The 25,465-nt window shown below is 62.4% G+C and carries 25 protein-coding genes; 16 read left to right on the top strand and 9 right to left on the bottom strand.

Annotation, left to right across the window (positions count from 1 at the left end; genetic code table 11):
• Positions 1–5: 5 nt before the first annotated feature.
• Together BM045_RS00540 and BM045_RS00545 are read right to left on the bottom strand one after the other, a co-directional pair.
• A complete protein-coding gene (locus tag BM045_RS00540) occupies positions 6–1,499 on the bottom strand; it encodes a CoA-acylating methylmalonate-semialdehyde dehydrogenase (protein WP_092179067.1) in 1,494 nt (497 codons plus the stop codon).
• Positions 1,499–2,779 (bottom strand): omega-aminotransferase AptA, encoded by a 1,281-nt coding sequence (locus tag BM045_RS00545; protein ID WP_170848400.1) that lies wholly within the window; start codon positions 2,777–2,779, stop codon positions 1,499–1,501. The genes BM045_RS00540 and BM045_RS00545 overlap by 1 nt, the downstream gene beginning before the upstream one ends.
• 174 nt (positions 2,780–2,953) lie before the next feature.
• Here BM045_RS00545 and BM045_RS00550 point away from each other — a divergent pair, with 174 nt between their 5' ends.
• Together BM045_RS00550 and BM045_RS00555 are read left to right on the top strand one after the other, a co-directional pair.
• Positions 2,954–3,670 carry a TetR family transcriptional regulator C-terminal domain-containing protein gene (locus tag BM045_RS00550; RefSeq protein ID WP_092179068.1) on the top strand — a complete coding sequence of 239 codons (717 nt, stop codon included), beginning with the start codon at positions 2,954–2,956 and terminating at the stop codon, positions 3,668–3,670.
• 65 nt (positions 3,671–3,735) lie between these two features.
• Positions 3,736–4,335 carry a dihydrofolate reductase family protein gene (locus BM045_RS00555; RefSeq protein WP_092179069.1) on the top strand — a complete coding sequence of 200 codons (600 nt, stop codon included), beginning with the start codon at positions 3,736–3,738 and terminating at the stop codon, positions 4,333–4,335.
• Here the strand turns inward: BM045_RS00555 and BM045_RS00560 are convergent.
• Positions 4,332–4,718, bottom strand: coding sequence for a DUF4260 domain-containing protein (locus BM045_RS00560; protein ID WP_170848313.1), 387 nt, complete (start codon positions 4,716–4,718; stop codon positions 4,332–4,334). The two genes, BM045_RS00555 and BM045_RS00560, sit on opposite strands and share 4 nt — an antisense overlap.
• 507 nt (positions 4,719–5,225) lie before the next feature.
• Between BM045_RS00560 and BM045_RS00565 the strand changes: the two genes are divergently transcribed.
• Positions 5,226–5,579, top strand: a complete 354-nt coding sequence (locus BM045_RS00565) for a septal ring lytic transglycosylase RlpA family protein (RefSeq protein WP_092179070.1) — start codon at positions 5,226–5,228, stop codon at positions 5,577–5,579.
• Positions 5,580–5,644: 65 nt separating this feature from the next.
• Here the strand turns inward: BM045_RS00565 and BM045_RS18810 are convergent, their stop codons facing one another.
• Positions 5,645–5,800: a DUF1127 domain-containing protein gene (locus BM045_RS18810; protein WP_170848314.1), complete on the bottom strand. Its 156-nt coding sequence runs from the start codon at positions 5,798–5,800 to the stop codon at positions 5,645–5,647.
• A gap of 180 nt (positions 5,801–5,980) precedes the next feature.
• Between BM045_RS18810 and BM045_RS00575 the strand changes: the two genes are divergently transcribed.
• The 5 genes from BM045_RS00575 to BM045_RS00595 all read left to right on the top strand — a co-directional run bounded on the left by BM045_RS00575 (position 5,981) and on the right by BM045_RS00595 (position 10,937).
• On the top strand, positions 5,981–6,859 hold the full coding sequence (locus BM045_RS00575; protein WP_092179072.1) for a LysR family transcriptional regulator: 879 nt from the start codon (positions 5,981–5,983) through the stop codon (positions 6,857–6,859).
• A 107-nt stretch (positions 6,860–6,966) separates the two neighbouring features.
• The gene (locus BM045_RS00580) at positions 6,967–8,139 is read left to right on the top strand and encodes an MFS transporter (RefSeq protein WP_092179073.1); all 1,173 of its coding nucleotides are present in this window, start codon (positions 6,967–6,969) and stop codon (positions 8,137–8,139) included.
• Entirely contained in the window at positions 8,136–9,326 is a 1,191-nt protein-coding gene (locus tag BM045_RS00585; RefSeq protein WP_092179074.1) for an MFS transporter, read from the top strand. The genes BM045_RS00580 and BM045_RS00585 overlap by 4 nt, the downstream gene beginning before the upstream one ends.
• Positions 9,319–9,780, top strand: coding sequence for an MmcB family DNA repair protein (locus BM045_RS00590; protein ID WP_092179075.1), 462 nt, complete (start codon positions 9,319–9,321; stop codon positions 9,778–9,780). Before BM045_RS00585 ends, BM045_RS00590 begins: the two co-directional genes overlap by 8 nt.
• Positions 9,777–10,937 (top strand): MFS transporter, encoded by a 1,161-nt coding sequence (locus BM045_RS00595; RefSeq protein WP_170848315.1) that lies wholly within the window; start codon positions 9,777–9,779, stop codon positions 10,935–10,937. The genes BM045_RS00590 and BM045_RS00595 overlap by 4 nt, the downstream gene beginning before the upstream one ends.
• On the opposite strand, the gene BM045_RS00600 is transcribed toward BM045_RS00595, so the two are convergent.
• From BM045_RS00600 to BM045_RS00610, 3 genes are read right to left on the bottom strand one after another with little or no spacing between them, the layout of a single operon-like run.
• Positions 10,912–11,733, bottom strand: coding sequence for a sugar phosphate isomerase/epimerase family protein (locus BM045_RS00600; RefSeq protein ID WP_092179077.1), 822 nt, complete (start codon positions 11,731–11,733; stop codon positions 10,912–10,914). The genes BM045_RS00595 and BM045_RS00600 overlap by 26 nt on opposite strands.
• The gene (locus tag BM045_RS00605; protein ID WP_092179078.1) at positions 11,730–12,902 is read right to left on the bottom strand and encodes a dihydrodipicolinate synthase family protein; all 1,173 of its coding nucleotides are present in this window, start codon (positions 12,900–12,902) and stop codon (positions 11,730–11,732) included. Before BM045_RS00605 ends, BM045_RS00600 begins: the two co-directional genes overlap by 4 nt.
• 3 nt (positions 12,903–12,905) lie before the next feature.
• The gene (locus tag BM045_RS00610) at positions 12,906–14,057 is read right to left on the bottom strand and encodes a Gfo/Idh/MocA family protein (protein ID WP_092179079.1); all 1,152 of its coding nucleotides are present in this window, start codon (positions 14,055–14,057) and stop codon (positions 12,906–12,908) included.
• A gap of 201 nt (positions 14,058–14,258) precedes the next feature.
• Between BM045_RS00610 and BM045_RS00615 the strand changes: the two genes are divergently transcribed.
• A complete protein-coding gene (locus BM045_RS00615) occupies positions 14,259–14,918 on the top strand; it encodes a TetR/AcrR family transcriptional regulator (RefSeq protein ID WP_092179080.1) in 660 nt (219 codons plus the stop codon).
• A gap of 185 nt (positions 14,919–15,103) precedes the next feature.
• Here the strand turns inward: BM045_RS00615 and BM045_RS00620 are convergent, their stop codons facing one another.
• A complete protein-coding gene (locus BM045_RS00620; RefSeq protein ID WP_170848316.1) occupies positions 15,104–16,057 on the bottom strand; it encodes a LysR family transcriptional regulator in 954 nt (317 codons plus the stop codon).
• Positions 16,058–16,374: 317 nt separating this feature from the next.
• On the opposite strand from BM045_RS00620, the gene BM045_RS00625 reads away from it, so the two are divergent.
• The 7 genes from BM045_RS00625 (at position 16,375) to BM045_RS00655 (ending at position 25,127) form a co-directional block, all read left to right on the top strand.
• A complete protein-coding gene (locus BM045_RS00625) occupies positions 16,375–17,667 on the top strand; it encodes an ABC transporter substrate-binding protein (RefSeq protein WP_092179082.1) in 1,293 nt (430 codons plus the stop codon).
• Positions 17,668–17,669: 2 nt separating this feature from the next.
• A complete protein-coding gene (locus BM045_RS00630) occupies positions 17,670–18,617 on the top strand; it encodes a carbohydrate ABC transporter permease (RefSeq protein WP_092179083.1) in 948 nt (315 codons plus the stop codon).
• A gap of 46 nt (positions 18,618–18,663) precedes the next feature.
• The gene (locus BM045_RS00635; RefSeq protein WP_244522896.1) at positions 18,664–19,497 is read left to right on the top strand and encodes a carbohydrate ABC transporter permease; all 834 of its coding nucleotides are present in this window, start codon (positions 18,664–18,666) and stop codon (positions 19,495–19,497) included.
• 4 nt (positions 19,498–19,501) lie between these two features.
• A complete protein-coding gene (locus BM045_RS00640; RefSeq protein ID WP_092179085.1) occupies positions 19,502–20,521 on the top strand; it encodes a Gfo/Idh/MocA family protein in 1,020 nt (339 codons plus the stop codon).
• A complete protein-coding gene (locus tag BM045_RS00645; RefSeq protein ID WP_092179086.1) occupies positions 20,518–21,606 on the top strand; it encodes a Gfo/Idh/MocA family protein in 1,089 nt (362 codons plus the stop codon). Before BM045_RS00640 ends, BM045_RS00645 begins: the two co-directional genes overlap by 4 nt.
• Positions 21,607–21,615: 9 nt before the next feature.
• On the top strand, positions 21,616–22,668 hold the full coding sequence (ugpC, locus tag BM045_RS00650; protein WP_092179087.1) for an ABC transporter ATP-binding protein: 1,053 nt from the start codon (positions 21,616–21,618) through the stop codon (positions 22,666–22,668).
• A 203-nt stretch (positions 22,669–22,871) separates the two neighbouring features.
• Positions 22,872–25,127 carry an ATP-binding cassette domain-containing protein gene (locus tag BM045_RS00655; RefSeq protein ID WP_092179088.1) on the top strand — a complete coding sequence of 752 codons (2,256 nt, stop codon included), beginning with the start codon at positions 22,872–22,874 and terminating at the stop codon, positions 25,125–25,127.
• Here the strand turns inward: BM045_RS00655 and BM045_RS00660 are convergent.
• Positions 25,124–25,375 (bottom strand): hypothetical protein, encoded by a 252-nt coding sequence (locus BM045_RS00660; RefSeq protein ID WP_092179089.1) that lies wholly within the window; start codon positions 25,373–25,375, stop codon positions 25,124–25,126. The genes BM045_RS00655 and BM045_RS00660 overlap by 4 nt on opposite strands.
• Positions 25,376–25,465: the final 90 nt, after the last annotated feature.

The raw sequence follows: 25,465 nt of genomic DNA on the forward strand, positions 1-25,465 counted from the left end.
TATTCCTATTTGACGCTCGGGAAGCTGAATTCGGCGCCGCCCTTGATGCCGGCGGGCCAGCGGGTGGTGACGGTTTTCAGCCGTGTGTAGAAATGGACGCCTTCGGGGCCGTAGATGGAGTGATCGCCAAACAGCGAGCGCTTCCAGCCGCCGAAGGAGTGATAGGCCACCGGCACCGGGATCGGCACGTTGATGCCGACCATGCCGACTTCGATCTTGTCGGCAAATTCGCGGGCGGCGTCGCCGTCGCGGGTGAAGATGGCGGTGCCATTGCCATATTCATGCTCGTTGATCAGCTTGACCGCGGCGTCATAGGTCTCGGCGCGCACCACCGAGAGCACCGGCCCGAAGATCTCTTCCTTGTAGATCGTCATCTCGGGCGTGACATTGTCGAACAGCGTGCCGCCGACGTAATAGCCGCCCTCATAGCCCTGCAGCGAGAAGCCGCGGCCGTCGACCACGAGGTCGGCGCCCTGCTCGACGCCGGCGTCAATGTAACCGACAATCTTGTCGCGGTGTATCTTGGTGACCACCGGACCCATTTCGGCATCCTTGTCGGTGGCGGGGCCGATCTTGAGGCTTTCGACCCGTGGCTTGAGCTTGGCGACCAGCGCATCACCGGTTTCCTTGCCGACCGGCACGGCGACCGAAATGGCCATGCAGCGTTCGCCGGCCGAGCCATAGCCGGCGCCCATCAGCGCATCGGCGACCTGGTCGAGATCCGCGTCGGGCAGGATGACCATATGGTTCTTGGCGCCGCCAAGGGCCTGGACGCGTTTTCCCGCCTTCGTGCCGCGCTGATAAACATACTCGGCAATCGGCGTCGAGCCGACGAAGCTGACGGCCTTGATGTCGGGATGGTCGAGAATGCCGTCAACCATTTCCTTGTCGCCATGCACGACATTGAGAATGCCTTCGGGGAGCCCGGCTTCCATGAAGAGGTTCCAGGCCAGCATGGGCGCAGACGGATCGCGCTCGGATGGCTTGAGGATGAACGCATTGCCGCAGGCGATGGCGGCCGGATACATCCACATCGGCACCATGGCCGGGAAGTTGAACGGCGTGATGCCCGCGACGACGCCGAGCGGCTGGCGGTCGGAATAGCTGTCGATCGAGGGGCCGACATTGCGGCTGAACTCGCCCTTCAGAAGCTGCGGAATGCCGCAGGCAAAGTCCACGCAGTCGATGCCGCGAGCGACTTCGCCCAAAGCATCGTCATGCACCTTGCCATGTTCGCGCGAAATTTCGCGGGCCAGGTCATCGGCATATTGATCGAGCAGCGCCTTGAACTTGAACATCACGCGGGCGCGCTTCATCGGCGGTGTATTGCCCCAGGCGACCTGCGCCTTTTTCGACGACGCTACCGCGTCGTTGAGTTCGCTCAACGTCGACAACGGCAGCTCGGCAGAGACCTCGCCGGTGGCCGGATTGAACACCGGCACGCGGCGGCCGGTGGAGACATAGCGCTTGCCGGCAACGGCATTTTCAATGACGTTCATTATGCAATGCTCCGCAACACGGCGCGAATGCCGTCGATCAGTTCGGCGATCTGCGCCTTGGAGATGATCAGCGGCGGGCTGAGCGCGATGATGTCGCCGGTGGTGCGGATCAGAAAGCCGCTTTCATAGGCGGCGAGGAAGGCCGAGAAGGCCCGTTTGGTCGGCGAGCCAGCGATCGGTTCGAGCTCGATCGCGCCGACCATGCCGATATTGCGGATGTCGATGACATGCGGTTCGCCCTTGAGCGAATGCAGCGCCTCGGCGAAATGCACGCCCATCTCGGTGCCGCGCGTGAGCAGATCCTCGTCCTTGTAGGTTTCGAGCGTGGCGAGAGCTGCCGCGGAAGCCACCGGATTGCCCGAATAGGTATAGCCGTGGAAGAATTCGATGACGTGCTCCGGCCCGCCCATGAAGGCATCATGGATCTCCGAGCTGACCAGCACGGCACCCATCGGGATAATGCCATTGGTCAGGCCCTTGGCGGTGACCATGATATCGGGCGTCACGCCGAAATAGTCGGCGCCAAACGGCGTGCCGAGACGGCCAAAGCCGGTGATGACCTCGTCGAATATAAGAAGGATGCCATGCTTCTTGGTGATCTCGCGCAGGCGCTTGAGATAGCCGACCGGCGGGATCAGCACGCCTGTGGAGCCGGCGACCGGCTCGACGATGACGGCAGCAATGGTGGACGCGTCATGCAGCGTGACGATGCGTTCCAGCTCATCGGCCAGCTCGGTGCCATATTCCGGCACCCCCTTGGTGAAGGCGTTTTTGCTGAGGTTATGGGTATGGGGCATGTGGTCGACGCCGCCGAGCAGCGTGCCGAACATTTTCCGGTTGGTGACAATGCCGCCCACCGAAATGCCGCCGAAATTGACGCCGTGATAGGCGCGCTCGCGGCCGATCAGCCTTGTGCGCGCACCTTCGCCCTTCACGCGGTGATAGGCCAGCGCCACCTTGAGCGCCGTCTCGACCGATTCAGAACCTGAATTGGTATAGAGCACATGGTTGAGCCCCTCGGGGGCAATGTCCACGAGACGATTGGCCAGCTCGAAGGCCTTGGGATGGCCCATCTGGAAGGCGGGGGCGTAGTCGAGCTCGGCCGCCTGCTTGGCAATCGCTTCCACGATCTTGGGACGCGCGTGACCAGCATTGACGCACCACAGGCCCGCAGTGCCGTCGAGCACCTGGCGACCGTCACTGGTCGTGTAATGCATATCCTTGGCCGCAACGAACATGCGTGGCGATTTCTTGAACTGCCGATTGGCCGTAAACGGCATCCAGAAGGCGCTCAGATCGTTCGGCACCACGGCGTTGGAATTGGACACGAAACGCTCACTCCCCTTGATTCTGGTCTGGTCCACGTTTTGGCTCTTGACGCCGACGCTTTAAGTCCAGAAATTTTGACCAGTTGGAAAAATGTTAGCACTCCCAAACTTTCCCGCAAGGCGAAAATGCCGCCGACCAAAGTGAAAAGTGCCGAAGTCCCGATCGCTCCCAAGCGCCAGCACAAGGCTGACGCCAAGGCGGCTACGCATGCCCCGCCCAAGCCGCGGCCGCTGACCCGGATTCAGCGCGAAAAGCAGGATATTATCCTCGAAGCGGCGCTGGATGTGTTTTCGCTGCATGGCTTTCGCGGCGCCACCATCGACCAGATCGCCGAAGTGGCAGGGATGAGCAAACCCAACCTGCTGTATTATTTCCCGCGCAAGGAAGAGATCCATCGCCGCCTGATGGGCGAGCTGCTGGTGACCTGGCTGGCCCCCTTGCGTGAAATGGATGCCGACGGCGATCCCTTCCCCGAAATCCGCTCTTATATTCGCCGCAAGCTGGAGATGGCACGCGACTTTCCGCGCGAAAGCCGGTTGTTCGCCAATGAAATGCTGCAGGGCGCGCCGCGCATCATCGAGATGATCGAGGTCGATCTCAAAAACCTCGTCGATGAAAAGGCGCGCGTGCTGCTGACCTGGATGGACCAAGGCAAGTTGACGCGCACCGACCCCTATCACCTGATCTTTTCGATCTGGGCGACCACGCAGCATTATGCCGATTTCGACGTGCAGGTGCGCGCCGTGCTCGGTCCCGGTCGCGGTGGCGAGGGACGGTTCGAGGATGCGGCGCGCTATCTCGAACAGCTGTTCCTGTTCGGCCTGACGCCGCGGCCGCGTTGAGCCGCGCTTGACAGCGGCTCGGCCTCTATAGCTCCATAGGGCAATAATTCGGCAGGGAGGCCGTCATGACCCAGCAGGTTCGCGCCCATATGATGCTGTCGCTGGACGGCTTCGGTAGCGGTCTCAACCAGAGCCGCGAGCGCCCATTCGGCACGGTGGACCCGCGCCAACTGGCGCGCTGGATGTTCGAGGATGCCGACACCAACCGCGCCGAGATCGACGCCATTGTCGATCACGGCGCCTTCGTCATGGGCCGCAACATGTGGGCCGCACCCGGGCCGGGCGTCTGGGAGGAAGAGTGGACCGGCTGGTGGGGCCCCAATCCGCCCTATCGCGCGCCGGTCTTCGTCTTGACCCACTACGAGCGCCCGCCGATCGAGATGGAGGGTGGGACCACGTTCCATTTCGTCACCCAGGGCCCCGAAGTGGCACTGGCCCGTGCCAAGGAGGCGGCCGGTGGACGCAATGTCGCCATTGCCGGCGGGGTCACCACCTTGCGCCACTATCTCAATGCCGGTGCGGTGGACACGCTGCACCTCAAGATCGTGCCGCTGATCGTCGGACAGGGCGAGCGGCTGTGGGAAGGGTTGACCGCCCAACTCGAGCCGACCGGTTCGCGCCACACCCGCTTTGCCACCCATGTGGACTATCGCGTGACCCGCTAGGCGCGGGCCTTGCCGACCGCGCCGAGATGGGTCTGGGTGAAGCTGCCGAGCTTGAGGCCATAGCCCAGCGCCCGGTCAAAACCGATATGGGCGACCCAGATGGCAGCCAGACCATAGGCCAGCGGGCCGAAGACCAGTCCCGACAGCGCCAGTACAGCCGGCGCTACATAGGTGTGGCCAAAATTATAGGTCAGCCGGCCGAACGTCGCATTGCGCAGATAGCCCAGCATGGTCAGGTCGGGCGCCAGGAACAAAAGGGCGAAGATCAGCCAGGATTGGCCCAGAACATAATAGGCGGCTACGCCCAACCCGACGGCGGCAAGGCCTTCGAGACGCTGCAGCATGATGGCGTGGGAGGCGGTGTGGTTTGTTGCGGTGGTCATCGTGGTTTTCCTCGTTTGATCAACAGACGCTAGCTCCATGCGTGGCTGGTTTGAATTCCCGCAAAACAAACACTTCCTATTCAATAATGAATAGGATGGATGAGGTAGGTCGAGGTCCTAAGCGACAAAATGGCAAGATTGCTGCCACAATCGTGCCTGATTTCGGCTTTTCGCACCGCCAAAACACCCCAATTTTCGGCGCAACCACACCCACAACGCAGAAAAGGTCAGTTAGGCTGGAACCGTGACCTCTCGGCCACAGGGCGCAAGATGAATCTCCACTTGGGGAGATTCCGGAATGACGCTGGACAAGATTCGCGTGGATTCCGGATTCATTTCCTCCAATTGCGCCGAGTCATTCAGCAAGACGGCGAAATTAGTGCCCGGAATCTTGAGGCAATTGGGCAACAGACGGCCAAGCAGGCCGAAACTGCCGGGTTTGGGCACATTGTGGCCGATAGCGCCCTTTAACAAACGCCTCACCTTAACTGACGTGAGTTTAGTCGTTTGATTAGAAAAGCCGTTTCCGCCGCATTTGTTGCTGCAGCCCTTCTGTCCCTTTCCACTGCAGCCTATGCCCAATGCGGCGGCGCGTCCTGGTATGGCCCTGGCTTCAATGGCAAGCGTGCCGCCTCCGGACAAATCTTCAACGAGAACGCCATGACGGCAGCGCATCGTTCTCTTCCCTTCGGCACCAAGGTTGTCGTGACCGACCAGAATACCGGCAAGCATGTTGAGGTCACCATCAACGATCGTGGCCCCTTCCACGGCAAGCGCATCATCGATCTGAGCAAGGCCGCCGCCACCGCGCTCGGCTTCCGCAACCGCGGCACTACTTCTGTCTGCCTCGCCGAAGGCTGATCTCTCCTCGCGTTCGTCTTGACGATCGCCACCGGCCGCCCCTCGGGGCGGCCTTTTCTTTGGCGCTAGCAGACGTCGTCGCAGCCCTGGACGCTGCAGGCGATATCCTGGCGCTTTATGCCCATGTCGGCCAGCAGCCGATCGTCCAGCGCTTGCAGTCTTTGAACGGCGGTCTGGCGCCCCCACCAGTCCACCAGCTTGCGTGTCATGGTTTCAATCATCATCAGTCTCCTTGTTTGACGCAAAGCTTCGCCTCCCCGAAACCTGAGGCCTCGAATTTTCATTTCTGGTGGTTCAGCTATTGCGGTGTGGCGCTCGATAGCGCCGCAAGACCGATACTTGCGCATTTCCGGGGGCGATCTCTATAGTCGAAATCGCAAGGCTCTTTGCAGAAATGAAAAATGGATTTTAGCTGGGACGATCTACGGCTGTTTCTCGATGTGGCGCGGCTGGGCGGGTTGAGCGCCGCCACGACCACCACCGGATTGAGCGCAGCAACGCTCGGCCGCCGCATCACCGCGCTGGAACGCCAGCTTGGCCAGCCGCTATTTTTGCGCCGCCAGCAAGGCTACAGCCTGACCCAGGCCGGCGAAGACCTGCTGGAGCGCGCCGAAGATGTCGAAGCGGCGATGCATTCGCTCAAGCGCTGGAAGGAAGGCGCGGCCGGTGATCGCGTGGTGCGCGTCTCGGCCGGACCCTGGACCTCCGCTTTTGTCGCCAGCCATATCGGCGAGATCTGGACCGTCGCCGACCGGTTCGGGCTGGAGCTGGTTACCGCCAACCAGAAGGTCGATATCGGCCGCCGCCATGCTGATCTCGGCATTCGCAGCCATCGCCCGACCGAGCAGTGGCTGGCCGGCCGGCTGATCGGCAAGGTGGCGCATGCGCTCTATTCCGGGCTCAATCTCGTCAATGGCATCGAGGCCGGCTATTTCGTCGGCACGGTCGGCGAGGGTTCCCAGATCGCTTCGGCCCGCTGGCTGCAGGCTCATCATGGCGATCGCATCGGCCTACGCGGCAATGATGCAATGAGCGTGCGCGAACTGGTTGCGGCCGGCGCCGGCCTTTCGGTGTTTCCCTGCTTTGTCGGCGACAGCGATCCGCGGCTGGTGCGTGTGGCGCTGCCGATCCGCGAGCTGGAGACCGAGCAATGGCTGGTCAGCCATCACGAGGAGCGCCATGAGCCCTCGGTGCATCTTGTCGGCGACCGGATCGCTGCCCTGATGCAACAGCGTGGCGCCCTGTTCAGGGGCGAGCTGCCACGAAAAGCCGGACCCTAGGTCCAAAAATGCAACGTTGCAAAAATTGTCCGAAAACGTTTGCACCCGGTCTTTGCGCGCCGCTGATTCTCGCATAGTTTCGCCGGGACTATTTTGCGAGTGCAGCCATGACGTTCGGCATCAACCTGCCGCCCCAGATGAAGGTCTTCGGGGCGTTCTTTGTCTATTCCTTCTGCATGGGTTCGATGTTCCCGCGCTTGCCGGAAATCCAGCGGGCCATGGGCGTTGGCGAGGGGCAGCTCGGCCTGGCTCTGATCGGCTCGGCCGTCGGCACGCTGATCTCGCTGACCTTTGCCGGCCGCTTCATCGAAGCGATTGGCTATCGCCGGGTGCTGCTCACCGCCATTCCGCTGCTCTCGGCGCTTTATGCCTTGGCCATGTGGGCGCAGGGCCCGCTGGTGTTTTTCCTGCTGCTGATCCCGGTGGGCCTGACCATCGGCTGCATCGAAATCATCATCAATATCGAGGCCGATCGCGTCGAACACGCCATCGGCCGCCGCATCATGAATCGCGCCCATGCTTTCTGGAGTCTGGGCTTTTTTGCCGCCGGCATGGTGGGGTCCTTCATTGCCCAGACCGGTCTGGCGCCGCGCTATCACCTGATGCTGATGATCCCGGTCATTCTCGTCGCCACGCTGGTCATTCTCGGCCGCTTCCAGCCCGCCGCCCATCGTACCGGCTCAAGCACCGATGACACGCCGCATCTGGCGCGGCCCACCGTCACCATCATGCTGCTGGTCGGCGTCTGCCTCTCGGCCATGCTGATGGAGGGAGCCGGCATCGACTGGTCGGCCATCTATATGCGCGACGTGTTTGGCGCTGCGCCCTTCTGGGCCGGCATTGCCGTGGCCACCGTGGCCGGTTCGCAGGCATTTGCCCGTTTCTTCGCCGATGGCTTCGTCGATCGCTACAATCCGGTAGCCGTGGCGCGGACGCTGCTGTCCATCCTCGGCCTTGGCGTGCTGCTGGTGTTCTTCGCGCCGGTCGACTGGTCGGCCTATCTGGGCTTCGCGCTGATCGGCATCGGCTCTTCGGCGCTTTTCCCGCTCGCCATGTCGGCTGCAGCGCAGCAGACTGATCGCCCCGCCGCCATCAATGTGGCGGCGCTGGCGCAATTCTCCTTCACCGCCTTCCTGCTCGGACCGCCTTTGCTAGGCTATGTCGCCGAGCATTTCGGCATCCAATGGACCTTTGGCGTTGGCCTGCCGCTGGTCGTGCTGGGTCTTGTCACGGCGCATGTGCTGGCGCCCGCTCCTGCTACCAAGGTCGTTACCCCGTGAAGATTGCCCCGCAGCACCGGCTCTATGCCTGCTTTTTTCTGTTTGCCCTGACCACAGGCGCGCTGATGGCGCGCCTGCCCGATATCCAGACGCATCTCCAGGTCGACAAGGCCCAGCTGGGCCTCACCATGATCGGCATGTCGATCGGCTCGCTGATCTCGTTGACCTTTGGGGCTTCGGTGATCGAACGTATCGGCGTCCGCACCACGGCTTTCTTCACCGTGCTCGGCCCGGCGCTGCTGTTTGCCAGCATTCCCTGGCTGGGTTTCGCCCCTGCCGTGTTCGGCGTGCTGTTCCTCACCGGTCTTTTGTCTGGCGCGCTGGAAATCAATCTCAATGTCGAGATCGACCGGCTCGAAATCCACACCGGCGGGCATTTCATGAACCGCGCGCATGGCTTCTGGAGTGTCGGCTTTTTCGTCACCGCCTTGTTCGGCGCCGGTATCCGACAGTCGGGGCTCTCCGTCGAAGCCCATCTCGGGCTGGTGGCGCTGATCGTCGTGCTGGTCGGCGGCTATATGATCTCGGGCATCAGGCCAGCCCCGGCGCCCAAGCGCACCGAGAGCGAAAATACCCATCGCATCGCCTTCCCCAATTGGGGCCTGCTGCCGCTCTGCCTGATCGGCTTTGCTGCTTTCCTCGTCGAAGGCGCCGGCATCGACTGGTCGGCCATCTATATGGACGAAATTTTCTCTACGGCCCCCTTTGTCAGCGGCATGGGGCTGACGCTGTTTGCTTTTTTCATGGCCGCGATGCGCCTGACTGCCGATCCGGTGGTGGCACGCTTCGGCCCGCGCCATGTCGCCATGGTGCTGCTGGCTCTGGCCAGTATCGGCGTGCTGATGGTGGGCTATGCGCCCATGCCGGAAGTGGCCCTGGCCGGCTTTGCCCTGATGGGTATCGGCTGTTCGGCCGTTTACCCGCTGGCCGTCTCGGCCGCGGCACAGCGCACCGATCGCCCCTCGGCGGTCAATGTCGCTGCACTGGGGCAGGTGAGCTTTGTCGTCTTCTTCATGGCGCCGCCGCTGCTCGGCTTCGTCGCCGAACACTTGGGCATCCGCAATTCCTACCTGATCTGTCTGCCGCTTCTGCTGGCCGGGCTCTGGGCCTCGAGCTTTGCGCTGGGCACCCGCAAGCTGCCCGATCCGCATGGCCTGCCGCCGGAACCCGTGTCGCCCCATGCCTGAACTGGGCCCGATCGTCGATCTGCGTCAATCGGCGACCGCGCTGCGCGTGCAGCGCGGGGTGATGCGGCTGCTGCGCGAGACCTACGACATGGCCTGCTATGCCGAGGTCACGCTGCGCTCTGGCCGCCGCGCCGATGTGCTGGGCGTCGGGCCCAAGGGCGAGATCTGGATCGTCGAGATCAAGTCGAGCCTGATAGACTTCCAGGTCGACAAGAAGTGGCACGAGTATCGGGAATTTTCCGACCGCTTCTTCTTCGCCAAGCCGCCCGAGCTGGAAGCCGAAATCTTTCCTGAAAGCGAAGGCCTGATCGTGGCGGACGGGCATGACGGTGCCATCCTGCGCGACAGTCCGCTGACGCCGATGGCCGGCGCACGGCGCAAGGCGCTGATGTTGAAATTGGCGCGCATGGGCGCCGATCGCATCCATATCTTGATGGACCCCGGCCCGAAGTGACAGCCCTGCCCATCACCCGCTGGCGCATCATAGCGCTGTTCTTCGTCCATGCCCTGGCGCTGGGCGCCATCCATACGCGCATCCCCGATATCCAATTGATGATCGGCCTTTCCGAGGCGCAGCTCGGCCTGGTGCTGATCGGCCAGCCGCTGGGCGGGCTGGGCATGTTCCTGTTTTCCAGCAGAATCATCGAGCGCTTCGGGCCGCGCAAGGTGATCCTGGTCATGCTGCCGATCGTCACCGTGAGCGCGGCGCTGATCACCGTCCTGCTCAATCCCTTCGCCATGTTCGCGCTTCTGGCGGTCAATGGCGTCGGTTTTTCGCTGACCAATATCGCCATCAATGTCGAGGCCGACCGCATCGAGGCCGCCTCGGGCCAGCGCATCATGAACACCTGCCATGGCGCCTGGAGTGTTGGATTCCTGGTGACCTCGCTGCTGGGCGCGGCTTTGCGCGGTTTCGACGTCTCGCCGGCCATTCATCTCTGGACCATGGTGCCGATGATTGCGGCGCTGACCTGGCTGGTGGTGGCGCCCATGCCGCTGACCCCAGCGCGGCCTTACACGGGCGAACCGACGAAAAAGCTGGCCTGGCCGACGCTTGCCACCATGGGTCTGGTCGCATTCGGCCTCGGCGCCGGGCTGACCGAAGGCGCGGCCCGCGCCTGGTCGATCATTTTCCTGCGCGACAGTTTCGAGGTCGCCGCCTGGATCGAATCGCTGGCGCTACCGGCTCTGCTGGTCACCATGGCCTTGGGCCGATTGGTGGCGGATCGCTGGATCGATCGTTTTGGTCCGGTGCTGGTGGCGCGGGCGCTGTCCAGCATTGCCATCATGGGGCTTGTGCTGCTGGTACTGTCGCCCAATGCCGGCGCGGCGCTGGCCGGTTTTGGCCTCGTCGGCATCGGCATCTGCGTGCTCTATCCGCTGATGCTCTCGGCCGCTGCCCGGCTGGGCGACCGGCCGGCGAGTCAGAATGTGGCGGCGACGACGCTGATTTTCCAGTTCGTCAACCTGGGCGCGCCGGTGCTGATCGGGGCGGTGGCGCAGGGCTTTGGCATTCGCATAGCCTTTGCCATGCTCCTGCCATTGCTGGGTTTAACCTGGGTGATGGCCGGAAAGCTCTCGCCTATCAGACCGTCGCTACCCGTTCCTTGACGATCTGCAGCACTTCGTCGCCGGGGCGCTTCCACCAATTGTCCTGGCTGAAGATTTCCACTTCCTGCGGGCCATGGAAGCCGGCGTCCTCGATCATCTTGCGAATGGCCGGCAGGTCGATGACGCCGTCGCCCATCATGCCGCGGTCGAGCAACATGTCCCTGGTTGGTACCAGCCAGTCGCAGATGTGGTGAGCGAAGATGCGCTTCATTCTGCCAGCGCGCTCAATGGCTTGCGCCAGTCTTGGGTCCCACCACACGTGGTAGACGTCGATGGCGACGCCGACGGTTTCGCCGAGGTCCTCGCAGATGTCGAGGGCTTGGTCGATGGTGTTCACGCAGGCGCGGTCGGCGGCATACATGGGGTGCAACGGCTCGATGGCGATCTTGACGCCCGAGGCCTTGGCATGCGGCAGCATGGCGGCTATGCCGTCGCGCACCATGCCGCGGGCGCCGGGCAAGTCCTTGCTGCTGCCGGGTAATCCGCCGACCACCAACACCAGGCAATCGGCATTGAGAGCAGCTGCTTCGTCGATGGCCCGCAGGTTATCGTCGATCTGCGCCTGCCTGCCGGCCGCGGTTTCGGCTGGAAACATGCCGCCGCGGCAGAGGCCGGTGAGCTGGAGGCCATTGGCCTTGACGATCCGGGCGGCCTCGTCGAGGCCGATGGCGGCGACCTGGTCGCGCCAGGGGGAAATGGCAGTGATGCCGGCTTTCAGGCACCCGTCGACGGCTTCCTTGAAGCCCCAGACCTGACGGGTGGTGGCAAGGTTCAATGAGATAGCGCGCTGGATCATTTGGTTAGCACACTGTTAACATCGAGCACCGCTTTCATGCGCGAAACCGCGACATCCGGGTCACTCAAGACACGTGCCCTGTCGGCCAGCCGGAACAGTTCTGCCAAGTGCTGCAGGGATCTGGTCGATTGCTGGCCGCCAATCATTTGGAAATGGTCCTGCAGCCCGTTGAGATAGGCGAGGAAGACCACGCCGGTCTTGTAGAAGCGGGTCGGCGCGGCAAAGATATGCCGGCTGAGCGGCACGGTCGGTTCGAGCAGGTCGAAGAACTCGTTATTGTTACCCTTGCCCAGAGCGGCGAGCCCCGCCGAAGCGGCAGGAGCAATGGCGTCGAAAATGCCGAGTAGCGCGTGGCTGTAACCTTGGTTGTCACCGGCGATCAGTTCGGCATAGTTGAAATCGTCGCCGGTATACATCTTGACCGACGCCGGCAGGCGCCGGCGCATGGCGATCTCCTTCTCCGCCGAGAGCAGCGAGATCTTGATGCCGTCCACCTTGTCGGCATGGGCGGCGATGACGTCGAGGCAGGTGTTCATGGCGCGGTCATGGTCAATGTCGCCCCAATAGCCCTGCAGGGCAGGATCGAACATTTCGCCCAGCCAGTGCATCACCACCGGCTGCTTCACCTGGCTGAGGATGTGGCCATAGACGCGGGCGTAGTCGTCGGGCGATTTCGCCGCAGCGGCCAGCGCCCGCGAGGCCATCAGGATGACACGGCCGCCCTGCGCTTCTACGAAGCCGACCTGCTCCTCATAGGCGCGGATGATCTGGTCGATCGTCACGTCCGGGCCGGGCATCAGGTGATCGGTGCCGGCGCCATAGGCGATCAGCGCATCGTCGCGGGTGCGGGCTTCGGCCTGGGCGCGGCGGATCAGCTCCTGCGCCTCGGCCCAGCCCAGACCCATACCACGCTGCGCGGTATCCATGGCCTCGGCGACGCCAAGGCCAAGGTCCCACAGGCGGTGACGGAATTTGAGCGTGGTGTCCCAGTCGATCGCCGGGGTCAGCCAGGGGTCGTTGCTGGCCAGGGGATCGGCGACGACATGGGCAGCGGCATAGGCAATGCGGTTGAAGTCGCTGGCCTTGTGCTTGACGAAGGGGATCGGCTCCCCGGTCAGCACATAGGGCGTGATCGAGCGGTCGGGATTGGGCAGGTTGATGCTGACCATGGACTAGAACTCCAGCTTTGGCACATCCAGCCAGCGGCGTTCGGCCCAGCTCTTCAATCCGAGCTCGGCAAGCTGGACGCCCTTGGCGCCGGCTTCGAGGCCATATTCCCAAGGTGCATCCTCGGCGACGTGGCGCAGGAACATTTCCCACTGCACCTTGAAGCCATTGTCGGCTGGCCAATTGTCCGGCACCTCTTCCCAGTCGTTGAAGAAGTTCATGGTTTGCGGCTGGTCGGGGTTCCACACCGGCTTGGGCGTGTTGACGCGATGCTGGGTCCAGCATTTGTGCAGCCCCGCCACCGCCGAGCCATGCGTGCCGTCGACATGGAAGGTCACGAGATCGTCGCGGCGGACGCGGGTGGTCCAGGAGGAATTGATCTGGGCGACAATGCCGCCTTCGAGCGCGAAGGTCGCATAGGCGGCGTCATCGGTATCGGCCGTGTAGGGCACGCCCTTTTCATCGACACGGCTCGGAATATGGGTGGCGCCGAGGCAGGACACGGCCTTGACCTCGCCGAACAGGTTATCCAGCACATAGCGCCAGTGGCACAGCATATCGAGGATGATGCCGCCGCCATCCGCCTTGCGATAATTCCAGCTCGGCCGCTGCGCCTTCTGCCAGTCGCCCTCGAACACCCAATAGCCGAACTCGCCGCGTACCGAGAGGATTTTGCCGAAGAACCCCGAGTCGGCCAGCATCTTGATCTTCATCAGACCCGGCAGGAACAGCTTGTCCTGCACCACGCCATGCTTGAGGCCCGAAGCGCGCGCGGTCTTGGCCAGATTGACGGCGACTTCGAGATCATCGGAAGTCGGCTTTTCGCAATAGACATGCTTGCCGGCGGCCAGCGCCTTTTCGATCAGTCCGGCCCGCATCAGCGTGGTGCCTGCATCGAAAAAAACCGTGTCCTCGCGATTGGCGAGGGCAGCGTCGAGGTCGGAGCCCCAGCGCGCGATGTTATGCTTTTTGGCCAGCCGCTCGATCTTGTCGGCATCGCGGCCGACGATGATCGGATCGACCACCAGACGATCGCCATTGCTGAGCGCAATGCCGCCCTGGTCGCGAATGGCGAGAATGGAGCGCACCAGATGCTGGTTATAGCCCATGCGTCCGGTGACGCCGTGCATGATGATGCCAATCCGCCTGTCTGCCATGTCGATTTCCTCCTGAGCCGCTTTGCGCGTGTAACTGATTAGTTACTTAGCTACACGGGACAAGGCTGCGGCGTCAAGCGACCTCAAGACTTGTAGGACGAATGGCGCATGAGGCCGCGCTCTTTACGCTGGCAAAGCCCGCTGCTATCTGGGAAAGCCTTGCAGCATTCAGTAACCGCGGCGTTCGCCGCATGAGGGGCAATGGACGAGGCTCTCGCCGTCAAAGCGCCGGTCAAGCGCGCCAGGAATTCGGAAAAGACCAAGGCGGCCATTCTGGTCGCCGGCCGGGCCGAATTCGCCGAGCGCGGCTTCGAGGGTGCGCGGGTGGACGCCATTGCCTCGTTGGCCGGCGCCAACAAGCGACTGCTCTACCACTACTTCGGCAACAAGGAAGACCTGTATCGGGCGGTGCTGCTCGATGCCTATCAGGAGATCCGTCGTGGCGAGCGGGCGCTGAGCCTCGACCAGTTCGGCCCGGTCGATGCCATGGACCGGCTGGTGCGGTTTACCTTCCGCCACTTCCTGGCTAATCCCTGGTTTCCGCGCCTGCTCGGCACGGAAAACATAGAGAATGCGCGGTTTCTCAAAACCCTGCCGGATATCCAGGCGCTGCATTCGCCCCTGGTCGGGCAGATCAAGACCATCATGGATCGCGGCGCCGATGCCGGGATTTTCCGCCGCGACGTCGATCCGGTGCAGCTCTACATTTCCATCGCCGCGCTGGGGTTCTTCTATGTGTCCAACATGGCGACGCTATCGGTGATCTTTGCGCGGGACCTCAGCGCCATCGACATGGTGCAGGAGCGCGAGGCCCAGGCGGTGCAGATGGTGGTGGATTATTTGAAGACGCGGGCTGGGTGACGAAAAGCCTCTGTGGCTCACCACCCCACCCGACCCCCTTCGGGGGCCACGCTCCCCACAAGGGGGAGGGATAAGCGGCATCGAGTGCGCTGAGCCGGCAATTCCCTCCCCTGAATGGGGAGGGTGGCCCCGGAGGGGTCGGGTGGGGTGATTGCTAGCCATTGGCCTGGGGGCAGTGCTCCCCTCTATTCCAACGCCGGCAATACCGGCTTTGCCGCCGCGGTAATCCGCTTCACCATATCCCGCACCCTTGGATCATCCCGCTGCTCGGTCAGCAGATAAATCCCCATGCGGCTGATGCGGGGCGGTTCGGCCTGGGTCACTTCCACCAGACCGCGCCCGGCGAAGTCGTCGCGCATTACATGGGTGTGGCGCAGTACGGCGTCGGTGGCGCGGGTATAGTCTACGCAGGCGGCGAGTGAATTGCTGGCGAAAGCCGAGCTGGAACGATCGAAAACCGTCTCGATCCGTGTGCGCCGCCTGGCGCTGTCGAAATAGCGCTGGTGCCGGCTCTCGGCAGGCGATGAGCTGACATAGGGATAGGCATCCACTTCGGCCGCGCTGCGTGGCCTGGCCAACAGGGGATGGTTCTGGCGGACGAAATAGGCGTGATAGACCGTGCTGAGTGGCACAAATTCCGCGCCGACGCCGGGGCTGAGCCCTTCGATTTCATGGGCCAGAAACAGCAGGATATCGCCCGAGATCAGCTGGTCCATGCAGCGCAACTGGTTGCCGAGGCTGACCTGCGCCGGGGCATTGGGGAATTCCTGCTGATAGGCGACCACCATATCCTTGAGGAACATGGTCCACCAGGAGTAGCCCGAGCCAATGGAAATGCCGCGTTCGCTGCGCTCGCGCTGGTCGGCAATGGCGCCCAGCATATTGTGATGCAGGCGCCGCATCAGCCGGGCGTTTTCATACAGCGTCTCGCCATAGGGTGTCAGCGTCACGCCGCGCGACGAGCGCTGCAGCAGCTGCACGCCGAGCTCCTGTTCGAGCTTGCGCATGTTGAAAGTCAGCGTCGGCTGGGTGACGAACAGGGCTGTCGCAGCACCGCTGATCGAGCCGGCATCTGCCACGGCGAGGAACTGGCTGAGCATCTTGTCCATGGTCAAACCATAGATTTTATCTATGGCCAAGGCCAGCATTTCGTATTTTTCTTTTATCCCGGTCTGGGCAATGCTGACCGTCCGAACCCGAAACAAGGGACAGGCCTGCGCCGCGCCAATCTTCCATACAAGCTCATTGCGCCACTCGGAGGCTGCGTGCTAGTCGTAACCGCCCGGTTATTTGGCCGGACCGGACAAAATCCAGTCCAGAAAATGAGCGGCACAGGCAGATTGACAAGACGATCAAACGACATATCGTTGTAACCAGTTGGTGACTTAGCGGCGGGGAGGCTGCTGTCACACTGCTCCGGACGCCGGAGCGGCAACATTTTAGGGAGGAAGACCTGATGACTAATCGTATCGACCGACGTCAGTTTCTGATGGGCAGCTCGGCGCTTGTCGCCGCTGGTGCCGCGGGCGTCATGCCCAGCTGGGCCCAAGACGCCAATCTGCGTCTGACCTTCTGGGGCGGCCAGGCCCGCGCCGATCGCACCTATGGGGTGACCGATCTCTATACCGCCGCCAAGGGCGGCTCCATCGAGGGCGAATTCCTCGCCTGGAACGACTATTGGCCAAAGCTTGCCACCCAGACTGCCGGCGGCAATGCCCCCGACGTGATCCAGATGGATTACCGCTATATCGTCGAATATGCCAAGCGCAACGCCATCGCCCCACTCGATGAATTCATCGGCGGCGTGCTCAAGCTCGACGACTTCGATGCCGACCAGCTCGAAGGCGGCAAGGTCGACGGCAAGCTCTATGGCATTTCGCTCGGTGCCAATTCGGTGGCGACGCTGATCAATACGGCAGCCTTCGAGGAAGCCGGCATCGAGCCGCCGACCAATGCCTGGACCTATGCCGAATTGCGCGAAAAGGGCGAGGCTTTCGCCGCCGCCAATATCCGCAATGGCATGAAGATGATGAGCGACGGCTCGGGCGTCGAGCCCATGCTCGACAACTGGCTGCGCCAGAAGGGCCTCGCCCTTTATACCGCCGACGGCAAGCTGGGCTTTGGCGCCGATGAAATGGTGGAATGGTTCACCCTGTGGAACGGGCTGCGCGATGCCGGCGTGATCGTGCTGATGGAAGACCAGGCGCTCGATACCGGCCCGCTGGAAAGCTCCATGCTGGTCACCGGCAAGTCGGCGCTGATGCCCTCCAACTCCAACCAGCTGGTCGGCTTCCAGGCCCTGGTGCAGGACAAGCTCGACATGTGCGGCTATCCGCGCCTCGAAGCCGGTTCGGGTGGCGGTCATTACCGCAAGCCGTCGATGTTCTTCTCCATCGCCGGCTCGTCGGCCAGCAAGGAAGCGGCCACCGAATTCGTCAGCTACTTCGTCAACGACGTCGAAGCCGGCAAGATCCTCGGTGTGGAACGCGGCATTCCCTGTTCGGCCACCGTGCGCGACGCCGTGGCGCCGACGCTCGATGAAGCCAACCAGATTGCGCTCAACTTCGTGGCCAATCTGGGCGACCTGCTCGGCGCCCTGCCGCCGCCACCGCCGGCTGCCGCCGGTGAGATCGACATCTCCCTGCTCCGTACGCTGAGCCAGGAAGTCGGCTTCGGCGCCCGCTCGGCAGAAGACGCCGGTGCCTATTTCGTCACCGAGGCTACGGCCATCCTCGACCGGGCTAGCTAAGCATGACCGCGCGCTCCCTTGAATCGGGCGCTCCCGCAAGGGAGCGCGCGGCCTCTCCGTCGCTCTGGGCTCGTATCTGGCAGAATGATGCGCCCGGTTATCTCTTCCTCCTGCCTTGGCTGATCGGCTTTTTTGGCCTGACCATCGGGCCGATCATCACCTCGCTCTATCTGAGCTTCACCGATTTCGACCTGCTGACCTCACCCGACTGGGTTGGCGCCGACAATTACATCCGCATGTTCACCAATGACCCCAAGTTCTGGGCGTCAATGCGGGTGACCATGGTGTTTGTGATCTTCTCGGTACCGCTCAAGCTCGCCTTCGCGCTGGCGGTGGCTATGCTGCTCAATCGCGGCATGCGCGGCCTGCCGCTCTATCGTGCGCTGTTCTATCTACCCAGCCTGCTGGGCGCCTCGGTGGCCATTGCCATCCTGTGGCGGCAGATCTTTGCCCGCGACGGCCTGGTCAATGATTTCCTCTCGATTTTCGGCATTGTCGGCCCGAGCTGGATTTCCTCGCCGCAATATTCGCTGTGGACGCTGATCATTCTCGCCGTCTGGCAGTTCGGTTCGCCGATGATCATCTTCCTCGCCGGCCTGCGCCAGATTCCGCAGGACATGTATGAGGCAGCAAGCCTTGATGGCGCCGGCAAGTGGCGGCAGTTCGTCAAGATCACGCTGCCCCTGCTGACCCCGGTGGTGTTCTTCAACGCCATCATCCAGACCATCGAAGCCTTCAAGAGCTTTACGCCGGCCTTCATTATCTCGGGCGGCACCGGCAATCCGATCAATTCGACGCTGTTCTATACGCTCTATCTTTACCAGGAGGCCTTCGGCTTCTTCCGCATGGGCTATGCCTCGGCGCTGGCCTGGGTGCTGCTGGCTTTGGTCGGCGTCTTCACCGCCTTCTCCTTCCTCACGTCCAAATACTGGGTGCACTACGATGACTGATGCCCCCGTCAAACTGGAGGTCGTCGGCCTCCGGACCCTCTCGCCGATGCAGCGCCGCCTGCTCTCGGTTTTGACCCATGCCGCCTTGCTCGCCGTCTCGGTGCTGATGCTCTATCCGCTGCTGTGGATGCTGGCGGCCTCGTTCCGGCCGGAAAATGAGATCTTCACCTCGGCCAGCATCTGGCCCAGCGAATGGAGTCTCGATTCCTATGTGCGCGGCTGGAATGGCTTGCGCACCAGCTTCGGCACCTTCTTCACCAATAGCTTCATCGTCTCGATCCTCAGCGTTTGCGGCAATGTGCTGGCCTGTTCCATGGCCGCCTTCGCCTTTGCCCGGCTGAACTTCAAGTTCAAGAACTTCTGGTTCGCCATGATGCTGATGACGCTCATGCTGCCCTATCAGGTGACCCTGATCCCGCAGTATGTGCTGTTCCGCCAGCTTGGCTGGGTGAACACCTTCCTGCCCTTGGTGGTGCCGAAATTCCTCGCCGCCGATGGCTTCTTCATTTTCCTGATGGTGCAATTCTTCCGTGGCCTGCCCAAGGAGCTCGACGAGGCGGCGCAGATGGATGGCTGCTCGCCCTGGCGCATCTACTGGAAGATCATCATGCCGCTCTCCATGCCGGTGCTGGCCACGGCGGCGATCTTTACCTTCATCTGGACCTGGGACGATTTCTTCGGCCCGCTGATCTACCTCAGCGAAATGAAGACCTACACGGTCATGCTGGGCCTGCGCACCTTCACCGACTCGACCGGCGAAAGCGACTATGGCGGGCTCTTCGCCATGAGCGTCGCCAGCATCGTGCCGATCTTCCTGTTCTTCCTCTTCTTTCAGCGGCTGCTCATCGAGGGCATCGCGACGACCGGTATGAAACGCTAGACCCATGACTGACATCAAGTTTGCCGCCATCGGCATCAACCACGCCCATATTTATGGCCAGGTCGAATGCCTGCTCGAGGCCGGCGCGCAGTTTACCGCCTTCCACGCCGTGGAAGACGATCTTGCCGAAGCTTTCGGCGCGAAGTTCCCGCAGTCGAAACGCGTCGCCGATCCGCGCGCCATTCTCGAAGACCCGGCCATTGCCGTGGTGCTAACCGCAGCCATTCCGGCCGACCGCGCGGCGATCTCCATTGCTGCCATGCAGCATGGCAAGGATGTGCTCACCGACAAGCCGGGCATGATCACCTTCGCCCAGCTCGACGAACTGCGCCGCGTGCAGAAAGAAACCGGTCGGATTTTTTCGGTGCTCTATTCCGAGCATTTCGAAGTGCGGGCGACGGTGGAAGCGGGCAATCTGATCGCCCAAGGCGCCATCGGCAAGGTGATCAATACGGTGGGCCTGGGGCCGCATTCGCTGCGCCTCAACAACCGGCCCGACTGGTTCTTCACCCGCCAGCGCTATGGCGGCATCCTCTGCGATATCGCCAGCCACCAGTTCGAACAGTTCCTGTTCTTCTCCAATGCCAATGATGCCGAGGTCACTTCGGCCACGGTTGCCAATCGCAACCATCCCGACAAGCCCGGCCTGCAGGATGTCGGCGACGTCCATCTCAAGACGGAAAACACGTCCGGCTATATCCGCGTCGACTGGTTCACCCCGACCGGCCTGCCGACCTGGGGCGACGGGCGGCTGACCATCCTCGGCACCGAAGGCTATATCGAACTGCGCAAATACATCGACATCGCCGGCAAGCCGGGCAGTGATCACCTGTTTATCGTCAACAGCGACGGTCCGCGCCACATCGACTGCTCGAACGTGGATCGCCCCTTCGGTCGGCAATTCCTGGCCGATGTCGCCAACCGCACCGAGACGGCTATGCCGCAGGAGCGGGCTTTCAACGCGATGAAACTGGCGCTGACGGCGCAGCAATTGGCCGAACGCGGCACGGAGTGGGCGCAATGAGCGAAAAGATCTTCAATGTCGCGGTAATCGGCGTCGGCATCGGCCGCAGCCATATCGTCGAGGGTTATGTGCCCAATGCTGACAAGTTCAATGTGCTGGCGCTCTGCGACCTCAATGTCGAGCGCATGACCCCGATTGCCGATGAGTTCGGCGTCGAACGTCGCGTCGCCAGTTTCGACGACGTGCTGGCCATGGACGATATCGACATTATCGACATCTGCACCCCGCCCATGCTGCATTTCCCCATGGTGATGGCGGCGCTCAAAGCCGGCAAGCATGTGATCTGCGAAAAGCCGCTGGTCGGCTCGCTCGCCCAGGTCGACGAAGTGATGGCACAGGAAAAGCTCAGCAAGGGCAAGCTGATGCCGGTGTTCCAATATCGCTTCGGCGACGGCATCGCCCAAGCCAAGGCCATCATCGACGCCGGCATTGCTGGCAAGCCCTTCGTGGGCACGGTGGAAACGCTATGGGAGCGCGGTGCCGATTATTATGCCGTGCCATGGCGTGGCAAATGGGCCAGCGAGCTGGGCGGCGTGCTGATGACCCATGCCATCCACCAGCATGATCTCTTCACCTATCTGATGGGCGACGTGAAACGCCTGTTCGGCCGCGTCGCCACCCGCGTCAATCCGATCGAGGTAGAAGATTGCGTCACCGCCAGCCTCGAGCTGGAGAATGGCGCGCTGGGGAGCTTTACCGCCACGCTTGGCTCGGCCGGCAATATGACGCGGCTGCGCTTCGCCTTCGAGAATGTCAGTTTTGAAAGCGACCACGCCGCCTATAATCCCGGCGACAAGCCCTGGACCATCACCCCGCGCAATGCCGAGACCGCCGACAGGATCGCGGCCCTGCTCAAGGACTGGAAACACGTGCCCTCGCGCTTCGAAACGCAGATGGCCCGCTTCCATGACGCATTGGTCGGCAAGGCGCCGCTCCCGGTGACCTCGGCGGATTCGCGCCGGGCGCTGGAAATCGTCACCGCCTTCTACCACTCCTCGACCAGCCACGAGGATGTGCCGCTGCCCATCGCCACCCAACACCCCTGCTACCAGAGCTGGGTCCCCGCCCAGTTCCGCGCAGCCTAGGAGATTTTCATGGCCACCAGCATCCAGCTTCGGCAGCTCGTCAAAGCCTATGGCGACCTCGAGGTCATCCACAGCATCGATCTCGATATCGATCCTGGTGAATTCACCGTCTTCGTCGGCCCTTCCGGCTGCGGCAAGTCCACGTTGCTGCGCATGATCGCCGGGCTGGAACCGATCACCGGCGGCGACCTGCTGATCGACAGCCAGCGCATGAACGACGTGCCGGCGGCCCGCCGCGGTATCGCCATGGTGTTCCAGTCCTATGCGCTCTACCCGCATATGAATGTCTACCAGAACCTCGCCTTTGGCCTCGAAACCGCCAAGACGCCCAAGGCGGAAATCCAGGCCCGCGTGCAGCGCGCCGCCGAAATCCTCCAGATCGTGCCGCTGCTGCAGCGCAAGCCCAAGCAATTGTCCGGCGGCCAGCGCCAGCGCGTCGCCATCGGCCGCGCCATTGTGCGCGAACCCAAAATCTTCCTGTTCGACGAGCCCCTATCCAACCTCGACGCCGAACTGCGCGTGCAGATGCGCGTCGAGATCGCCAAGCTGCACAACGACCTCGGCAACACCATGATCTATGTGACGCATGATCAGGTGGAAGCCATGACCATGGCCGACAAGATCGTCGTGCTGCGGCTGGGCGTCATCGAACAGGCTGGGGCGCCGCTGGAGCTCTATAACAATCCGAAAAACCTATTCGTCGCCGGCTTCATCGGTTCGCCCAAGATGAATTTTTTGACCGCAACCGAAGACGGGGCAGGATTGAAGGTTGCTGGAGCCACGCTCAACCTGCCGCGTGCTGTGGCCGGCGCGACGACGCTGGGCATCCGTCCCGAACACATTACCCTGACCCAGGGCTCTGGCATCAAGATTGCTGATCTTCGCGTGGACCTGGTGGAAAATCTCGGCGGCCAGACTGTGGTCTATGCCACCACCAGCGATGGCCAGTCGGTCAATATCGTGCTCGAAGGCCAGGCCCCTGTGGACCTGGGTTCCACCGTCACCGCCTATGCCGATCCGGCACGGCTGCATCTGTTCAATGCAAATGGGGATGCGATTTAGGTCTTTCCAAGAGGATACCCCCCACCTAGCCTCCCCCTGATAGGGGGAGGGACCGATCAAGTTTTTGGCACCATCGTGGGGGGTATTCTTCCTACCGCTAGCTGCCGCTTGCCAAATTCCATTCTCGCGTCGAAATTGCCGCTCCTGACACGTCTTGTCAAAGACAGCCGCGACCATGCCGGCGTCTTGCGGGAGAATATTCGGTGACCAGTTCGCTCTACGGCTCGATCCTCATTCGCGGCGCGCGCGAGAACAATCTCAAAAATGTCTCGCTGGATATTCCGAAACGCCAGATCACGGTGTTCACCGGCGTTTCGGGATCTGGAAAATCGTCGCTGGTATTCGGCACCATCGCGGCGGAAAGCCAGCGGCTGATCAACGAAACCTATCCCGCTTTCGTGCAGCAATTCATGCCGCGCTATGGCCAGCCCGATGCCGACCAGCTGGAGAATATTTCCGCCGCCATCATCGTCGACCAGCAGCGGCTGGGCGGCAATTCGCGTTCGACGGTCGCCACAGTGACCGATGCGGCGCAGATGCTGCGGGTGCTGTTTTCGCGGCTGGCCGAGCCCAGGCTCGGGGCTCCATCGCTCTATTCCTACAATGATCCGCGCGGCATGTGCCCCGATTGCGAGGGCATCGGCCAGGTCGCAGCCATGGATATGTCGGCGGTGGTCGATGAAAGCAAGTCGCTGCTCGAGGGCGCGCTGCTGCCCAAGGGGTTCGAGGTCGATGGCTGGTGGTCGGCGGTCTATTTCAAGTCGGGGCTCTATCCGGCCGACAAGCCGATCAAGGATTTTACCCCCGAGCAGCGCGACCTTCTGTTCAACCTCGACGATGGCCGCAAGATCAAGGTCGACAAGATCAACCTGACCTATGAGGGCGTCGTCGCCAAGCTGAAGAAAGGACTGGGGTCGAAGGACCCGGAAAGCCTGCAGCCGCATATGCAGCGCGAATATGAGCGCATCTTCACCCGCGCGCTCTGCCCCGCCTGCCATGGAGCACGGCTGAACCAGCAGGCACTGGCGAGCAAGGTGAAGGGCAAGAATATTGCCGAGCTGTCCGCCATGCAGGTCAGCGAACTGGCAACGTTCATGCGCACCATCACGGACGAAAAAGTCGGTCCGATGCTGGAGGCGCTGGCACTGCGGCTGGAAAATCTGGTGACCATCGGCCTCGGCTATCTCAGCCTTGACCGCGAAAGCTCGACTCTGTCGGGCGGCGAAAGCCAGCGGGTGAAGATGGTGCGGCACCTCGGTTCGTCACTGACAGACATCACGTATGTTTTTGACGAGCCCTCGGTGGGGCTGCATCCGCATGACGTCGGCCGGCTGGCCGGGCTGATGCAGCAGTTGCGCGACAAGGGCAATACCGTGCTCATTGTCGAGCACAAGCCGGACATGATCGCCATTGCCGACCATGTGGTCGACATGGGGCCGTTTGCCGGCAGCAAGGGCGGCGAGGTGGTCTATCAGGGCGATTTCGCCGGCCTGCTCAGGTCCGGCACGCTGACCGGCAATCACATGCAAAAGCACCAGCCGATCAAGGACAAGGTGCGCAAACCCACGGGTGAGCTCAAGATCGCCCATGCCAGGCTGAACAATCTCAAGGATGTCTCGATCTCGATCCCCAAGGGCGTTCTCACCGCGGTGTCGGGAGTGGCGGGCTCGGGCAAGTCCAGCCTGATCCAGGGCTGCCTGCCGCTGGCCTATCCGGATACGATCATCATTGACCAGAACCTGGCGCGTGGCTCACGGCGGTCCAATACGGCCACCTATACCGGCATTCTCGACGCCGTCCGAAAAGCCTTCGCCAAGGCCAATGGCGTCGACGCGGCGCTGTTTTCGGCCAATTCCAAGGGTGCCTGTCCAGACTGCAACGGGCTGGGGGTGATCTATACCGATCTGGCGCATCTCGACCCTATGGTCACCACCTGCGAGACCTGCGAAGGCAAGCGCTTCCTGCCCGAAGTGCTGGAGCACAAGCTGCGCGGCCAGTCGATCAGCGATGTCTATGAGATGAGCATTGCCGATGCCAAGGGCTTTTTCACCGAGGCGGCGGTGGCCAAAATCCTGCGCGGGCTGGATGATGTGGGGCTCGGCTATCTGACGCTGGGCCAGCCGCTGTCGACGCTGTCCGGCGGCGAGCGCCAGCGGTTGAAGCTGGCGGCGGAGTTGGGCAAGGACGGCAATATCTATGTGCTCGACGAGCCGACCACGGGCCTGCACATGAATGACGTCGATACGCTGATCGGCCTGTTCGACCGGCTGGTCGATGCGGGCTCGAGCGTGATCGTTATCGAGCACAATCTCGACGTCATCTCGCGGGCCGACTGGGTGGTGGATCTGGGGCCAGGCGCCGGACAGGACGGCGGCCGCGTACAGTTCGAAGGCGTGCCGGCCGATCTCGCGAAGTCAAAAACCTCGGTGACCGGCCAGCATCTGGCGGGGCGCGCCTAGTCCTTCAACTCATCCTCGACGTCGGCTTCCGGCCGATCGCCGCCATCGGCCTGTTCCTCGTGCCATTCGCCCTTGCTGTCCTGGTACTGGATCGCCTCGTCATTGCCGCCGACCTGTTGCCGGCGGGCAGCGGAGACGGCGGCGTCATGCGCGGCCTGGTGGGTGGGGAAGGTTTCGGAGAACACATCTCCGACCTTGTAGGCGAAACCGCCATCATGCTCGACGACGTCATAGGTCACGTGGGCCATTGGTAAACTCCTTGGACCAGCAGAACACCCGGCGGCGCCGAGAGGTTGCGAGCCGGCCGCTGCGACCATACATGGATATGACCAGCACCG

The organism is Devosia sp. YR412 (assembly GCF_900110945.1).
Lineage (GTDB): Bacteria > Pseudomonadota > Alphaproteobacteria > Rhizobiales > Devosiaceae > Devosia.

Bases quoted from the DNA above. Each gene is read 5' to 3' on its own strand.
- BM045_RS00610 (WP_092179079.1), bottom strand. From the start codon at position 14,057: ATGGCAGACAGGCGGATTGGCATCATCATGCACGGCGTCACCGGACGC.
- BM045_RS00575 (WP_092179072.1), top strand. From the start codon at position 5,981: ATGGATTTTAGCTGGGACGATCTACGGCTGTTTCTCGATGTGGCGCGG.
- ugpC (WP_092179087.1), top strand. From the start codon at position 21,616: ATGGCCACCAGCATCCAGCTTCGGCAGCTCGTCAAAGCCTATGGCGAC.
- BM045_RS00590 (WP_092179075.1), top strand. From the start codon at position 9,319: ATGCCTGAACTGGGCCCGATCGTCGATCTGCGTCAATCGGCGACCGCG.
- BM045_RS00560 (WP_170848313.1), bottom strand. From the start codon at position 4,718: ATGACCACCGCAACAAACCACACCGCCTCCCACGCCATCATGCTGCAG.
- BM045_RS18810 (WP_170848314.1), bottom strand. From the start codon at position 5,800: ATGATTGAAACCATGACACGCAAGCTGGTGGACTGGTGGGGGCGCCAG.
- BM045_RS00630 (WP_092179083.1), top strand. From the start codon at position 17,670: ATGACCGCGCGCTCCCTTGAATCGGGCGCTCCCGCAAGGGAGCGCGCG.
- BM045_RS00540 (WP_092179067.1), bottom strand. From the start codon at position 1,499: ATGAACGTCATTGAAAATGCCGTTGCCGGCAAGCGCTATGTCTCCACC.
- BM045_RS00625 (WP_092179082.1), top strand. From the start codon at position 16,375: ATGACTAATCGTATCGACCGACGTCAGTTTCTGATGGGCAGCTCGGCG.
- BM045_RS00580 (WP_092179073.1), top strand. From the start codon at position 6,967: ATGACGTTCGGCATCAACCTGCCGCCCCAGATGAAGGTCTTCGGGGCG.
- BM045_RS00555 (WP_092179069.1), top strand. From the start codon at position 3,736: ATGACCCAGCAGGTTCGCGCCCATATGATGCTGTCGCTGGACGGCTTC.
- BM045_RS00550 (WP_092179068.1), top strand. From the start codon at position 2,954: ATGCCGCCGACCAAAGTGAAAAGTGCCGAAGTCCCGATCGCTCCCAAG.
- BM045_RS00660 (WP_092179089.1), bottom strand. From the start codon at position 25,375: ATGGCCCACGTGACCTATGACGTCGTCGAGCATGATGGCGGTTTCGCC.
- BM045_RS00635 (WP_244522896.1), top strand. From the start codon at position 18,664: ATGCAGCGCCGCCTGCTCTCGGTTTTGACCCATGCCGCCTTGCTCGCC.
- BM045_RS00545 (WP_170848400.1), bottom strand. From the start codon at position 2,779: ATGCCGTTTACGGCCAATCGGCAGTTCAAGAAATCGCCACGCATGTTC.
- BM045_RS00645 (WP_092179086.1), top strand. From the start codon at position 20,518: ATGAGCGAAAAGATCTTCAATGTCGCGGTAATCGGCGTCGGCATCGGC.
- BM045_RS00605 (WP_092179078.1), bottom strand. From the start codon at position 12,902: ATGGTCAGCATCAACCTGCCCAATCCCGACCGCTCGATCACGCCCTAT.
- BM045_RS00600 (WP_092179077.1), bottom strand. From the start codon at position 11,733: ATGATCCAGCGCGCTATCTCATTGAACCTTGCCACCACCCGTCAGGTC.
- BM045_RS00615 (WP_092179080.1), top strand. From the start codon at position 14,259: ATGGACGAGGCTCTCGCCGTCAAAGCGCCGGTCAAGCGCGCCAGGAAT.
- BM045_RS00640 (WP_092179085.1), top strand. From the start codon at position 19,502: ATGACTGACATCAAGTTTGCCGCCATCGGCATCAACCACGCCCATATT.